The organism is Shewanella sp. S1-49-MNA-CIBAN-0167 (assembly GCF_040310145.1).
In the GTDB taxonomy this organism is placed as follows: domain Bacteria; phylum Pseudomonadota; class Gammaproteobacteria; order Enterobacterales; family Shewanellaceae; genus Shewanella; species Shewanella psychromarinicola.
Genome location: NZ_JBEOPO010000006.1, coordinates 41,421 through 55,598, shown reverse-complemented (window position 1 = coordinate 55,598; position 14,178 = coordinate 41,421). Strand labels below are relative to the sequence as shown.

The 14,178-nt window shown below is 42.8% G+C and carries 14 protein-coding genes; all 14 read left to right on the top strand.

What is annotated here, in order from left to right:
- The first annotated feature begins 208 nt into the window (after nucleotides 1–208).
- The 14 genes from AAEZ00_RS04110 (at nucleotide 209) to AAEZ00_RS04045 (ending at nucleotide 14,066) form a co-directional block, all read left to right on the top strand.
- Nucleotides 209–1,129 (top strand): chemotaxis protein CheV, encoded by a 921-nt coding sequence (locus tag AAEZ00_RS04110; protein WP_101032358.1) that lies wholly within the window; start codon nucleotides 209–211, stop codon nucleotides 1,127–1,129.
- A gap of 60 nt (nucleotides 1,130–1,189) precedes the next feature.
- Nucleotides 1,190–2,023 carry a CheR family methyltransferase gene (locus AAEZ00_RS04105; protein ID WP_124011947.1) on the top strand — a complete coding sequence of 278 codons (834 nt, stop codon included), beginning with the start codon at nucleotides 1,190–1,192 and terminating at the stop codon, nucleotides 2,021–2,023.
- Between the two features lie 136 nt (nucleotides 2,024–2,159).
- The gene (gene flgB, locus AAEZ00_RS04100) at nucleotides 2,160–2,558 is read left to right on the top strand and encodes a flagellar basal body rod protein FlgB (protein WP_101032356.1); all 399 of its coding nucleotides are present in this window, start codon (nucleotides 2,160–2,162) and stop codon (nucleotides 2,556–2,558) included.
- A gap of 2 nt (nucleotides 2,559–2,560) precedes the next feature.
- On the top strand, nucleotides 2,561–2,977 hold the full coding sequence (gene flgC, locus AAEZ00_RS04095; RefSeq protein ID WP_101032355.1) for a flagellar basal body rod protein FlgC: 417 nt from the start codon (nucleotides 2,561–2,563) through the stop codon (nucleotides 2,975–2,977).
- Nucleotides 2,978–3,000: 23 nt separating this feature from the next.
- A complete protein-coding gene (gene flgD / locus AAEZ00_RS04090) occupies nucleotides 3,001–3,786 on the top strand; it encodes a flagellar hook assembly protein FlgD (protein WP_351075297.1) in 786 nt (261 codons plus the stop codon).
- 60 nt (nucleotides 3,787–3,846) lie between these two features.
- Nucleotides 3,847–5,220 (top strand): flagellar hook protein FlgE, encoded by a 1,374-nt coding sequence (flgE, locus tag AAEZ00_RS04085; protein WP_351088371.1) that lies wholly within the window; start codon nucleotides 3,847–3,849, stop codon nucleotides 5,218–5,220.
- 265 nt (nucleotides 5,221–5,485) lie between these two features.
- Nucleotides 5,486–6,226: a flagellar basal-body rod protein FlgF gene (gene flgF / locus AAEZ00_RS04080; protein ID WP_351088370.1), complete on the top strand. Its 741-nt coding sequence runs from the start codon at nucleotides 5,486–5,488 to the stop codon at nucleotides 6,224–6,226.
- A gap of 15 nt (nucleotides 6,227–6,241) precedes the next feature.
- Entirely contained in the window at nucleotides 6,242–7,030 is a 789-nt protein-coding gene (gene flgG / locus AAEZ00_RS04075) for a flagellar basal-body rod protein FlgG (protein ID WP_101032351.1), read from the top strand.
- Between the two features lie 9 nt (nucleotides 7,031–7,039).
- The gene (gene flgH, locus AAEZ00_RS04070; RefSeq protein WP_124011942.1) at nucleotides 7,040–7,714 is read left to right on the top strand and encodes a flagellar basal body L-ring protein FlgH; all 675 of its coding nucleotides are present in this window, start codon (nucleotides 7,040–7,042) and stop codon (nucleotides 7,712–7,714) included.
- A gap of 10 nt (nucleotides 7,715–7,724) precedes the next feature.
- A complete protein-coding gene (locus tag AAEZ00_RS04065) occupies nucleotides 7,725–8,831 on the top strand; it encodes a flagellar basal body P-ring protein FlgI (RefSeq protein WP_351075292.1) in 1,107 nt (368 codons plus the stop codon).
- A 17-nt stretch (nucleotides 8,832–8,848) separates the two neighbouring features.
- Entirely contained in the window at nucleotides 8,849–10,033 is a 1,185-nt protein-coding gene (gene flgJ, locus AAEZ00_RS04060; protein ID WP_351088369.1) for a flagellar assembly peptidoglycan hydrolase FlgJ, read from the top strand.
- Entirely contained in the window at nucleotides 10,033–11,946 is a 1,914-nt protein-coding gene (gene flgK / locus AAEZ00_RS04055) for a flagellar hook-associated protein FlgK (protein ID WP_351088368.1), read from the top strand. Before flgJ ends, flgK begins: the two co-directional genes overlap by 1 nt.
- Before the next feature lie 10 nt (nucleotides 11,947–11,956).
- Nucleotides 11,957–13,159 carry a flagellar hook-associated protein FlgL gene (gene flgL / locus AAEZ00_RS04050; RefSeq protein ID WP_351088367.1) on the top strand — a complete coding sequence of 401 codons (1,203 nt, stop codon included), beginning with the start codon at nucleotides 11,957–11,959 and terminating at the stop codon, nucleotides 13,157–13,159.
- A 79-nt stretch (nucleotides 13,160–13,238) separates the two neighbouring features.
- A complete protein-coding gene (locus AAEZ00_RS04045) occupies nucleotides 13,239–14,066 on the top strand; it encodes a flagellin N-terminal helical domain-containing protein (RefSeq protein ID WP_351088366.1) in 828 nt (275 codons plus the stop codon).
- Nucleotides 14,067–14,178: the final 112 nt, after the last annotated feature.

The following is a 14,178-nucleotide window of genomic DNA, read 5'->3' as shown; positions in this document are numbered from 1 at the left end:
TAACATGTGAGTGCACCTTTATTAGCAAAACACATGGCATGTTTGATATTGCAGACTTGAAATAAACCCGTTTTCAACGATTTATCCCCTCTCTTATCCAGGTTGAGGTTAAAATAGCTAGCAAGCGTATTATATTAAACCAAGGTTCACTATAATGTTAACCAACAATTTTATCCTTTTGAGTAACAGTTAACTACAAGGCTGTGTTATGTCGAGCATTTTAGAATCAGTAAATAAACGTACCCAGCTTGTCGGACAAAACAGATTAGAGCTGTTGCTGTTTAAGCTTAACGGTCGTCAACGCTTTGGTATTAACGTATTTAAAGTAAAAGAGGTATTACAATGTCCTCCACTGACAAGGCTACCTAAACTAAACCCCTATGTTAAAGGTGTTGCGCATATTCGTGGGGAAACAATTTCTATTATCGATTTAAGTGCTGCAACCGGTGGACGTCCACTGACATCAACTGAAAATTGCTTTGTTATCATTTCCGAATATAACCGCAGTGTTCAAGGCTTTTTGGTCAGTTCTGTTGAGCGTATCATCAATATGAATTGGGAATCTATTTTGCCGCCGCCCCAAGGTTCAGGACGTTCTTCATATTTAACGGCTGTGACTGAGATTGAAGGTGAGCTGGTTGAAATTTTGGATGTTGAAAAAATTCTTGATGAAATTTCACCTGTTAAGACCTCTATCAGTAAAGAAGTCAGTGAGACGTTAACTATCGATAAAGAACAGCATTATCATATTATGGTTATTGATGATTCTACGGTGGCACGCAAACAAATTATTCGTTCGTTAGAGTCGTTAAATCTGCAAATCGATACCGCTAAAGATGGTAAAGAAGCGTTGATCATGCTGAAAAATATTGCCGCTGAAATGGATGATGTCTCAGTTGAGATCCCGCTGATTATTTCAGATATCGAAATGCCAGAAATGGACGGTTATACTTTAACTGCTGAAATTCGTGATGATCCAAAATTAAAGAACATAAAAGTAGTTCTACACACATCATTAAGTGGTGTGTTTAACCAAGCAATGGTAGAAAAAGTAGGTGCTAACGACTTTATTGCTAAGTTTAACCCCGATGAATTAGCCTCAGCGGTTAACAAACATTTGAGTTTATAAGCCTCTAATATTGAACAATATTGGATGCTCAGCTCATCGGCCACATATTAGGAAGTTAATGTGACAGATAAATCACTTGCTGAAGCAGAGTACAATCAATTTAGGCTGTTTTTAGAGCAGCATAGCGGTATTGTGTTAGGTGAGAATAAACAATATTTAGTCCGCAGTCGTTTAGCGCCGTTGATGGGGAAGCATAATTTACCTTCTTTGTCTGAGGTGGTTAAAAAGTCGATGAAACCGATAGAACGTCAACTGCGTGCTGAAGTGATAGATGCAATGACCACCAATGAAACCTTATGGTTTCGAGACCGTTATCCGTTTGAATTACTTAATAATACTCTATTGCCTGAATACAGTAAGCTTGGCAGACCGTTAAAAATATGGTCTGCGGCATGTTCTTCTGGGCAAGAACCTTACTCTTTGTCGATGACAGTGTTGGAATATCAACAGCGTAAACCCGGTGCTTTACCGGGCGGCGCGACGATTCAGGCAACGGACTTGTCACCATCAATGTTAGAGCGCTGTAAGAATGCTGAATATGATGGTTTAGCGCTGGCTCGTGGCTTGTCTGAAGAGCGTAAACGTCAGTTTTTTGATGCTTTACCGTCGGGCAACATGACAGTGAAAGATAATGTTAAGCGTTTAGTTAACTTTAGAGCACATAATTTACTTGAAAGTTATAGCTTATTAGGTAAGTACGATATTATTTTTTGCCGTAATGTATTGATTTATTTTGGGCCAGAGGCAAAGACTAAAATTTTGCGGCAATTTGCTGCCGCACTTAATCCTAAAGGTATTTTATTCTTGGGTGCGTCAGAATCTCTAGCAGGCTTAAGTGATGAGTTTACTATGGTTCGATGTAATCCTGGTATTTATTACCAAAAGAAAATATAGATAAAATAACAAGTTAAGCTATTTATCATGCCGGCATTCGTCGGCATGTTTGTTTTTGTCTTTTATTCGTTTAAAAATTAAATTGTTGGCATAACCCTTGCTTTATTACTATCAGTTAGCTGATGGAGGCAATTTTATGGCGATTAATTTCGATAATGCATTAGGTGTTCACCAATATTCTTTGGGCATTCGAGCTCAAAGAGCAGAAGTAATTTCAAGTAATATCGCCAATGCCAATACTCCTCATTATAAAGCTCAAGATGTTAATTTTGCTTCCGCCATGAAATCGGCAAGCTCGCATCAACAAGGCTTGAGTATGAGTCAAACCACAGACAAACATTTTGATTTAACGGCGTTAAGTCAACAACATGTTCAATATCGAATGCCAAATCAGGCCGATACTGGCGATGGTAATACCGTCGATACCCAGAAAGAACAAGCAGCATTTATGCAAAATTCGCTCGAATATCAAATGTCATTAGGCTTTCTTGAGGGCAAATTTAATGGCATGCGTAAAGCATTGAGAGGTGACTAATCATGAGTTTATTTAATATTTTCAATGTGTCTGGTTCGGGTATGTCAGCGCAGTCAGTGCGTTTGAATACTACCGCCAGTAATATTGCCAATGCTGATTCGGTGTCAAGCAGTGTCGATAAAACCTATCGTGCACGTCATCCTGTTTTTGAGGCCGAAATGCTAAAAGCCAATAGCCAGCAAGACAGTTCGCCTGGCGTCAGCGTTAAAGGCATTGTCGAAAGTAACAAACCATTATTAAAAGAATACTCGCCAGACCATCCAATGGCGGATGGTGATGGTTTTATTTACAAACCTAATGTCAATGTGATGGAAGAAATGGCCGATATGATTTCTGCATCACGCTCTTATCAAATGAACGTTCAGGTGGCTGATGCAACTAAGTCTATGTTGCAACAGACGTTAAGGATGGGTAAATAGTATGATTATTCAAGGAGGTAACAATGAGCCTCGTTAACTCTTACAGTCAGTCTTTACCGCAACAGTCCAGTAGTGCTTCAAACACAAGTGCTACAACCAAAAATTCTGTGCAGGCAAATACGACCACCACGACCACAGGTAATCCTTTTCTTGACGGAATTCGCTTACCTGAAGAAAGTGCGATACCTGAAGCAAAAGATCAGATGTTAAAGCAAGATGATTTCTTTGCTTTACTCAGTCAACAGTTGTCGATGCAAGATCCCTTTAAACCGGTTGATAATGATCAAATGATTGCCCAAATGGCATCATTTTCCACAGTCGATGGTATTTCAAATCTTAATGATGAAATTCTTAACCTCAATACTGTGATGAGTTCTAGCCAAGCATTGCAAGCTTCTGGTTTAGTGGGCCGTAAAGTGCTTATTCCTTCTGATACTGGGGCTATTTCTACTGAAAACTCGGAAATTAAAGGGGTGATCAGTACGCCATCAACCATCGAATCTATTTCGGTCAGAATTGAAGATGAGTCGGGTCAGCTGATTAAGAGCTTTAATATTGATGGCAGTAAAGGCGGCAATGTTGATGTGACGTGGGATGGTTTAGATTCAGATGGCCAACCCGCAGAAGCCGGTAATTACGCCATTAAGGCTAGCGGTAAAGTGGACGGAACGTCGGAAGATTTAGCCGTATCGACTTATGCCCATGTTACCAGTGTGTCATTGGGCACTGTGGCGACAGGCGCTATTTTGAATTTGCGTGGAGTAGGTGGAATTAAGTTATCTGACGTACTCGCAGTATCTGAAACATAATACGGCCACCAACAAACAGTTGGCTGTCATCATAAATGAATTAATTGTGAGAGGTGAAACATGTCATTTAATATCGCACTGAGTGGTATTGCTGCCGCGCAAAAAGACTTAAATACCACCGCGAATAACATCGCCAACGTGAATACTATTGGCTTTAAAGAGTCTCGAACAGAGTTTGCCGACGTGTATGCTAATTCTATTTTTTCCAACGGTAAAACCGCAGTAGGCGGCGGTGCCACCACCTCACAAGTTGCGCAACAGTTTCATCAAGGTAGCTTGCAATTTACCAGTAACTCGCTAGATATGGCGATAAGTGGTGGGGGTTTCTTTGTTACCTCGTCAGAATTAGGCACTAAAGATCAATCATTTACTCGCGCGGGTGCATTTAAAGTTGATTCAGGCAATTACATGGTTGACTCAGCAGGTAACTTTTTACAAGGTTTTCCCGTGGATGCAGATGGTAATTCAACGTCGGTGAGCTTAACCACCACCAAACCCATTGAGATCCCAGATAAAGCGGGCAGCCCAGTAAAATCGTCAACAGTTGAAATACAGATGAATCTTAATGTGGGAGAGAAAGCATTAAATCCAGCTAACTTTAATCCTAAAGATTCTGACACCTTTAATAATTCCACCTCGGTGACGATTTATGATTCGCTAGGTGAGTCACATATTATGACCAGTTACTTTATTAAGCCTGAGCAGGGTTCATATACTGGCGAAAGTAATTGGGTGGCCTTTTATGCGGTTGATGGAAAGCCTGTTGACACGACTGTTGCTGGCAGTTATGAAACAGATACTGATGATGATGGTAACAAAGATGGTAATGCATTGGCAGAAGCGACTAACCCGGATGGAGTAGGAACATGGTCAGGTGCAGTGCTTACCTTTAACTCAGTAGGTGCTAATATAAGCAGTAACCCCGCTTCGATTACCACTGAGTCATTAGGCACTGCGGGTGCAAATACTTTAGGCCCTGAGGCCGATGGTACTCAAACTCTTAATATAAAGTTTGATAATCCAACCCAGTATGCTTCTCCGTTTGAAGTGACTAAATTAGCCCAAGATGGTATTACCGTTGGCCGATTGACTAACGTAGGTATTGGCGCTGATGGTTTAGTGACCGCAAGCTACAGTAATGGCTCAACGGTGCCATTATCACGGGTGGCATTAGTGCGTTTTGCCAATGAGCAAGGACTCACTCAAGTGGGTAACACGTCTTGGAAAGCCAGTATCGAATCAGGTGCAGCATTAGCGGGAGAGGCCAATAGTGGTACCTTTGGTGATATAAAATCTTCTGCGCTTGAACAGTCAAACGTTGAGTTAACCACCGAGCTGGTGGATTTAATCTCGGCTCAGCGTAACTTCCAAGCTAACTCGCGTACCCTTGAAGTGAACAATACCTTAAACCAAACCATATTACAGATCCGCTAAGTTAACCACACGCCATGATAGGTGTTGCCGTTTACGGCAACACCTTGCCTTTACCCCTTCATTATTAGTCCTCATTATTAGTCCTCGTTATTATCCCCTGGTGTTATTTGATGCTTTTTTGACACTCATGAGTTATTCGTTAATGTTAATTCCTAACTAATTCAATCTATTACATCTCCATAATCCGCCTTAAAACTCATTGGCATGATGCTTGCTTGTTCTGTGTATATAAATTGTTTTTGCAGAAAGTTTGACGGAGCAACAAATGGACAAATTTCTTTATATTGCCATGAGTGGCGCAAAGCAAGGTATGAATGCCTTAGCAGTAAGTGCTAACAATCTTGCCAACGCCAATACTGATGGATTTAAAGCTGACATGGTCCAAGCCCGTTCAATGCAGGCCTTTGGTGAAGGCTTGCCTACGCGAGTATTTGCGATGATGGAAAGCCCCGGCAGTAACTTTAACGGCGGTCCCATTAAAACCACCGGTCGCGACCTTGATATCGCAGTTAAGGGCGATGGCTGGGTTGCCGTACAAGCGGCTGACGGTTCAGAAGCTTACACCCGTGCAGGCAGTTTGAAATTTGACAGTACCGGTTTGCTGTTAAATAGCAGCAATCGTCCAGTGATGGGCAATTCCGGTCCTATTGTGTTGCCTATCCCAATTGAGAAAGTAGAAATTTCGGCCAACGGTATTATTTCAGTTAGGCCTCAAGGGGCGACGGCCGAAGTGGTCGAAGAAGTGGCGAGGATTAAATTAGTTAATCCTGGTAACGAGAACATGATGCGCGGCGAAGATGGTTTGTTCCGCCTTATTGCCGGTGGCGATGCGCCAAAGGACCCCGGGGTTGAAGTTGTCAGTGGCGCAGTTGAAGGCAGTAATGTCAATTCAGTGCAAGAAATGGTCGCCATGATCGATATTCAACGTCGATATGAAATGCAAGTCAAAATGATGAAGAACGCTGAAGAAATTGATAAGGCGTCAGCTTCTTTGATGAGAATCTAGTTAGGAGTAATTATTATGCATCCAGCGTTATGGATAAGTAAAACAGGTGTAGATGCCCAGCAAACCAACATTGCGGTTATTTCTAATAACGTGGCTAACGCCAGTACTGTCGGATTTAAGAAAAGCCGTGCGGTATTTGAAGACCTACTTTATCAAACCGTTAATCAAGCCGGTGGCATTAGCTCAGACAACAGCAAGTTACCCAATGGCTTAAATATTGGTGCTGGTACTAAGGTGGTTGCTACCCAAAAAATGTTTACCCAAGGCAACATGCTCACCACCGATAACTCATTAGATTTAATGATTGAAGGTTCAGGCTTTTTTGAAGTGCAAATGCCAGATGGTACTGCTGCTTATACGCGTAATGGTCAGTTTAGCTTGGATGATACCGGTCAGATTGTTACCCCAGGTTCAGGCTATGTGGTTCAGCCGCCGATCACTATTCCCGATGATTCCTCCAGTATTACCGTATCCGCATCGGGTGAAGTGTCTGTGCAAACGCCAGGTACTGCTGCTAGTCAGGTGATTGGCCAGTTAACCATGACCGATTTTATTAATCCGTCAGGTTTAGATCCCTTAGGACAAAACTTGTATACCGAAACGGGTGCCAGTGGCACGCCTATCCAAGGTACGGCATCCCAAGACGGTTTAGGTTCTATTCGCCAAGGGGCACTGGAAACCTCTAACGTGAATGTGACTGAGGAATTGGTCAACCTTATTCAAGGACAACGTATTTACGAGATGAACTCCAAAGTGATCTCGGCGGTTGATCAAATGCTGTCTTATATTAATCAGAATCTCTAAGGCGTTAAGATGATTAAATACATTGCGTTAGCGTCAGTGGTGTTATTAATTGGCTGTAGTTCTACGCCCAAGAAACCCATTGAAGATGACCCATTTTATGCGCCGGTATACCCAGATACGATACCGACACAAGTGGCGGCAACGGGATCTATTTATCTTGATAGCCAAGCATCAAGCTTGTATTCCGATATTCGTGCTCATCGCGTCGGTGACATTATTACGGTGACCTTAAAAGAATCAACCCAAGCATCGAAAAGCGCCAATAACGAAATCAAAAAAGACACTGATTTAAGCGTTGAACCAATATATGCCGGCGGCAAAAACATTTCCATAAGCGGCGTCCCAATTGATTTGGGTTACGGCGACAGCATGAATACCAAGCGCGAGTCTGATGCTGACCAATCAAACAGTTTAAATGGCAGTATTTCAGCCAATGTCATTCAGGTGCTCAGTAACGGCAACTTAGTGATCCGTGGCGAAAAATGGATTTCGATCAATAACGGTGATGAGTTTATTCGCATCACAGGGATGATCCGCAGCGAAGACATTAACCCAGATAATACTATCGATTCGACACGAGTGGCTAACGCTCGCATTCAGTATAGCGGCACAGGTACGTTTGCTGATGCCCAAAAAGTCGGTTGGCTGAGTTCATTCTTTATGAGTGAGTGGTGGCCTTTTTAAGGAGTAATGGATGAAAACTAAACTGATTGTTGCGACTGTATCGTTAGTAGCGTCGATATTGATGTTAACCGCCTCTGCACATGCAGAGCGGATTAAAGACATCGCCAGTATTCAAGGGGTGCGAAGTAACCAATTAGTCGGTTATGGGCTGGTGGTCGGTTTGCCTGGTACGGGGGAAAGTACCCGTTATACCGAACAAACGTTTAGCACCATGCTGAAAAACTTCGGCATCAATTTACCTGATTCGGTTCGTGCTAGCTCAAAAAACATCGCCGTCGTTGCGGTGCATGCAGAAATGCCAGCCTTTATCAAACCGGGTCAAAAACTTGACATTACCGTGTCCAGTTTAGGCCAAGCAAAAAGTTTACGTGGTGGCACCTTATTACAAACCTTCTTAAAAGGGGTGGATGATAATGTCTACGCCATTGCTCAGGGCAGCTTAATTGTCAGTGGTTTTAGCGCTGAAGGGCTTGATGGCTCATTGGTGATCCAAAATACCCCAACGGTCGGCCGCATTCCCAGTGGCGCCATTGTCGAGCGCAGTGTGGTGAGTCCCTTTGCCAGCGGTGATTACCTTACCTTCAATTTACGTCGTGCTGATTTTTCTACCGCTAAACGCACCGCAGATGCGATTAATAATTTACTCGGCCCCGATATGGCCAAGGCCATTGATGCCACCTCTATTCAAGTGAGTGCGCCACGGGATGCATCACAGCGAGTGTCATTTTTATCGGTACTAGAAAACATCGACGTTATACCGGCAGAAGAATCTGCCAAAGTGATTGTTAACTCACGTACTGGCACCATAGTGGTTGGCCAAAACGTTAAGTTATTACCAGCCGCGGTGACCCACGGCGGATTAACCGTCACCATTGCCGAAGCCACTCAAGTGTCACAACCTAACGCATTAGCGGGCGGCGATACGGTTGTTACCGCCAACAGTACGATTGATGTGTCAGAAAAAGATCGTCGCATGTTTATGTTTAACCCAGGCACCACACTTGATGAACTTGTCAGAGCCGTGAATTTAGTGGGCGCAGCCCCATCTGATGTCCTTGCCATACTCGAAGCGTTAAAAATGGCAGGCGCTTTGCATGGTGAACTCATCATCATCTAATAATTGTCGGAATGACTATGGATAAGTTGTCAGCTTCATCGAACTTTTTGGATCTAGGAGGACTAGATTCACTTCGCGTCCAGGCCCAGAAAGACGAGAAGGGGGCACTTAAAGAAGCGGCTAAGCAATTTGAAGGTATTTTTATTCAAATGCTAATGAAAAGCATGCGAGATGCCAATGCCGCGTTTAAGTCAGACAGTCCAATGAACAGTGAAACCACCGCGTTTTTTGAAAAAATGCGCGATGAGCAAATGTCGGTCGATCTATCAAATAAAGGCATGCTAGGGCTCGCAGAGATGATGATGCAGCAACTAGACCCTGAAGATAGCGCCATTACGCCAGCATCGGTATTGCGTGGCAATAGCGATTATAAAGTTAATCCGAGTATGTTTGCAGCGCCGCCAACGGTATTAGATAACGACACCCTTGATGCCATTGCGCCAAAAGATCAAATAGCAGCATCGCATTCTATTCTTAGTCATTCTGTTATTGCCCATTCTGTTATAAATAGCGCCGAATCTATGCGACCTATGTCGGCCCAGCTTTCTAGTGCGTTAGAGGCTAAACCGTTATCCAGTGTGTTAGACAGCGAGCAATTAGCGAGTGTGTTACGCGGTGAACAATTAGCCAGTCAAGCAACGCAAGCAGGCAAAGGTTTGCCGCAGGCAGATGTTACTGTGCCAAAAGATAAAGGCATTATGGTGAGTCAATTTACCAGCCCTGAGCATTTTATCTCAGTGTTATATCCCCACGCTGAAAAAGCGGCTAAATCGTTGGGAACCTCTGCAGAAGTGTTAATTGCTCAATCCGCGTTAGAAACGGGTTGGGGCCAAAAAGTGGTCCGTCGTAACGACGGCACCATGAGTCATAACTTATTTAATATCAAAGCAGACAAACGTTGGCAAGGTGAGAAAACCTCAGTCAATACATTGGAATTTGAAAAGGGCATTGCGGTGCAACAAAAAGCGGATTTCAGAATGTATGACAACCTTGAGCAGAGCTTTAATGACTTTGTGTCGTTTATTAGCCAAGGCGATCGTTATCAAGATGCGCGCAAAGTGGCCGCTGAGCCGACTCAATTTATTAAAGCGTTGCAAAAAGCCGGCTACGCCACCGACCCTCAATATGCCGATAAAGTCATCAATGTGATGAAGTCGGTAAAAGAAGGCCTTAAATCTGTATTACCTGTGGAGACTCAATAATGTCGATTGACTTACTCAATATCGCTCGCACAGGTATTCAAGCATCTCAAGCACAATTAGGCGTCACCAGTAATAACATCGCTAATGCCAATACAGAAGGTTATAACAGGCAAGTTGCCACTCAGGCGTCATCACAATCTCAACACTTGGGCAATAATTTTTATGGCACCGGCACGTATGTGTCCGATGTTAAACGTGTTTATAACGAATTTGCCGCACGTGAGTTACGGATTGGCCAAACGAGTATGAGCGCGGCTGAAACCTCTTACAGTAAGTTAAGCGAATTAGACCAAATTTATGCTCAAGTGGGCAAAATGGTGCCCGAAAATTTGAACAACTTTTTTGCCAGCATTAATAGTGTCGCCGATTTACCCAGCGACCTTGGTATTCGCAGTAGCAGCCTTAGTTCGGCGCAGCAGTTGGCCAATGGCCTAAATCAAATGCAATCACAACTTGATGGCCAGGTGAAACAAACCAATAGCCAAATTGAAGCTATTACTACTCGTATTAATGAGATTGGTAAAGAGCTAGGTAGCCTCAATGTAGAGTTGATGAAATCTCAAGATCAAGACAGCCAAGTGCTAGATAAGCAAGGTGCTCTCATTCTAGAACTGAGCGAATATGCTCAGGTCAATGTGATCCCGTTAGACACAGGTGCCAAGTCCATTATGCTTGGCGGCTCAATGATGTTGGTGTCGGGTGAAGTGTCAATGTCGATGGGCGTGAGTGCCGGCGACCCTTATCCTAATGAGCCGCGCATTAATGCCTCCATTGGCGATAAAACCCTTAATGTCGACCCGTCTAAATTGGGCGGCCAATTAGGCGCATTATTTTCTTTTCGGGACGACACCTTAATACCCGCCAGTACTGAACTTGGCCAATTAGCACTTGGGGTGGCAGACACCTTTAATGGCATGCAATCAAAAGGAATTGATTTAAATGGTGAGGTTGGCAGTAACATTTTTGCTGATATTAACGATCCGTTAATGGCATTAGGCCGAGTAGGGGCGTTTTCAACCAATACAGGTGATGCTGCAATGTCAGTCAACATTGATGATGTTGGCGCATTATCGGGTGGCAGTTACCAGCTGGACTATAGCACTGCCGATGGTTACCAACTAAAAGATACTCAAACCGGTACCAAAACAACAATGACATTAGCATCGGGGCAACTTACTGGCGGTGCAGGTTTTAGCATTAACATTGCCAGTGGCGCAATGGCCGATGGCGACAAGTTTGAAATTCGCCCAACTGCGGGTGGCGCTGCAGGCTTAAAAGTGGTGATGACCGACCCTAAAGGTATTGCTGCAGCGGGGCCGACCTTAACACCAGCCACTGCTAACTCAGGTAACACGGCAATTAGCTTAAATAGCATGGATTCATCCGCTGGTGGCTTTCAAGGTATCGGATCATCTATTACCTTCCAACTTGATACTGCCGCGAACACATATGAAGCTTTTAATGCCGCTGGTGCCTCATTAGGCACAGGCGCTATCACAAATAACAATATCAACGCTTTTGGTATGGACTTTGATATTACCAGCACCGCGGGGGCGACTTCCGAGCGCTTTACCTTTGACTTAGCATTGGCCGAAGGTGACAACAGCAATGCGGTAGCAATGGCGAGCTTATCAAACAGCAAATTAATGAATAATGGCACGGGCACATTAACCAGCGTATTTGAAAATACTAAATTGGATATTGGTAGCCAAACTAAATCTGCTGAAGTGCGCGTTAGCTCTGCCACGGCCATATATCAACAAGCTAGCAACCGTGTTCAAAGTGAGTCAGGTGTCAACCTTGATGAAGAAGCCGCAAACTTAATGCGCTTCCAACAATCTTATCAAGCCTCCGCCAGAATTATGACAACAGCCCAAACCATTTTCGATACTTTATTCAGCTCGGTTCGCTAGGAGATACATCATGAGAATTTCTACCGGACAAATGTTTCAACAAAACACCAATAGCATTTTAGAAAAACAATCTGCCACCAACACCATCATGGCGCAAATTTCCAGCGGCAAAAGGGTTAACACCGCCGGTGATGACCCTGTTGCTGCCATTGGTATAGATAATCTAAAACAAAAGAATATCTTGGTTGAGCAATATGAAAAAAATATCGATTACGCCACAAATCATTTAGCCATTAGTGAAAGCAAAATTGGTAGTGCTGAAACGTTGATCTCATCAATGCGTGAGCAATTATTAAGAGGCGCTAACGGCAGTCTTAGTTCAGTTGAGCGGCAAATGATTGCCGATGAAATGAGTTCGAGTTTGGAAGAGCTACAGTCTATTGCCAATAGCCAAGATGAATCTGGCAATTATATGTTTGCGGGTAATAAAACCAATTCTGAACCCTTTGCTTTTGATGCAAATGGTGAAATTGTCTATAGCGGTGATTCTGGCGTTAGAAAAAGTATTGTCGCATCTGGCATTGCAATGGCAACCAACATTCCGGGTGATAGCGCATTTATGAATGCCCCTAATCCTTTAGGTGATTATGGTGTCAATTATTTGTCTAGTCAGCAAGGTGATTTTACGGTTGCTAACGCCAAAATAACAGATGAATCGTCCCATATATCTGATACATATACATTTAACTTTGTAGCTAATGGTGCAGGTGTTGATCTTGAAGTATTAAGTTCGGTTAACACAGCAGTCAAAACAGTTGTTAACTTTGATCCTACTAATGCGGTTTCTTTTAACGGCATAGACGTTAAATTAAGCGGTACTCCGGCTGCAGGGGACTCATTTACACTTGAACCGCAGGAAACAGTAAGCGTGTTTGATTCATTTAGTAAGGCTCTCGCTTTATTGGACACATCAGACGGCACAAATACTGCCCAAGGAAAGTCACAGTTGGCACAACTATTGAATGATATTGATAGTGGTCAAAATCAAGTCAGTGCAGCAAGAGGGATCGCAGGCAACAATCTGAAAAGTTTGGACAGTATTTCTACCAACCATTCAGAAGAGAAAATTATTAATAGCAGCACGTTATCTATTCTAGAAGATTTAGATTATGCCGAGGCTATTACAGAGTTTGAAAAGCAACAACTTGCACTTAATGCAGTATCGAGTGTGTTTAGTAAAGTGGGTTCGCTGTCATTGTTTGATTACATCTAACAATAAGCAATCACGTTAAATTGTAAATTTAGCCAAGCTCCACAGTCTTGGCAACAAAACTAGGAATGAGGAATTATTTATGGCTATTACAGTAAATACCAATGTGACATCAATGAAAGCGCAAAAGAATTTAAATTCATCGAGCCAAGCGCTTAATACTTCGATGGAGCGCTTATCGAGTGGCCTAAGAATTAACAGTGCTAAAGATGATGCTGCCGGTCTGGCCATTTCTAACCGTTTAAACTCTCAGGTTAATGGCTTGGAAGTGGGTATGCGTAATGCAAACGATGCTATTTCAATTGCTCAGATCGCTGAAGGTGCAATGCAAGAACAAACCAATATGTTGCAACGTATGCGTGATCTTACTATTCAATCTGAAAACGGTGCAAATAGTACTGATGATTTAACAGCACTAAAAGCAGAAATGGATCAACTGGTTACTGAAATAGATAATATCGGCACAAGTACCGCTTTTGGTAATACTAAGTTAATGACCGGTGATTTTTCGACTAACGGTGGCAAAAACTTCCAAGTAGGACACCAAAATGGCGAGAATGTGACGGTTAAAGTTCTTAAGACGGATAAGACCAGTTTGTCAATTGGTGGTATTGATAATGCTACATCGGCAAACCGTAAGTCAACATTGGCATCTATCGATAAAGCAATCAAAACGATTGATACTCAGCGTGGTGATTTAGGTGCTATTCAAAACCGTTTAGCGTACAATATCAGCAACAGTGCCAATACCCAAGCAAACGTTGCAGATGCTAAGTCTCGGATTGTAGATGTGGATTTTGCCAAAGAAACCGCTACAATGACCAAGAACCAAGTATTACAGCAAACGGGTTCCGCGATGTTAGCTCAAGCTAATCAGTTACCGCAGGTCGCATTGTCGTTATTAGGATAGTTATTATTCATTAAAAACACGGCTTCTAGAAATAGAAGCCGTTTTTGTTTTTATATAAGTAATTAATAAATATTGTATTTATTTTTTTTTCATAAAAGACATAAAAAAAACT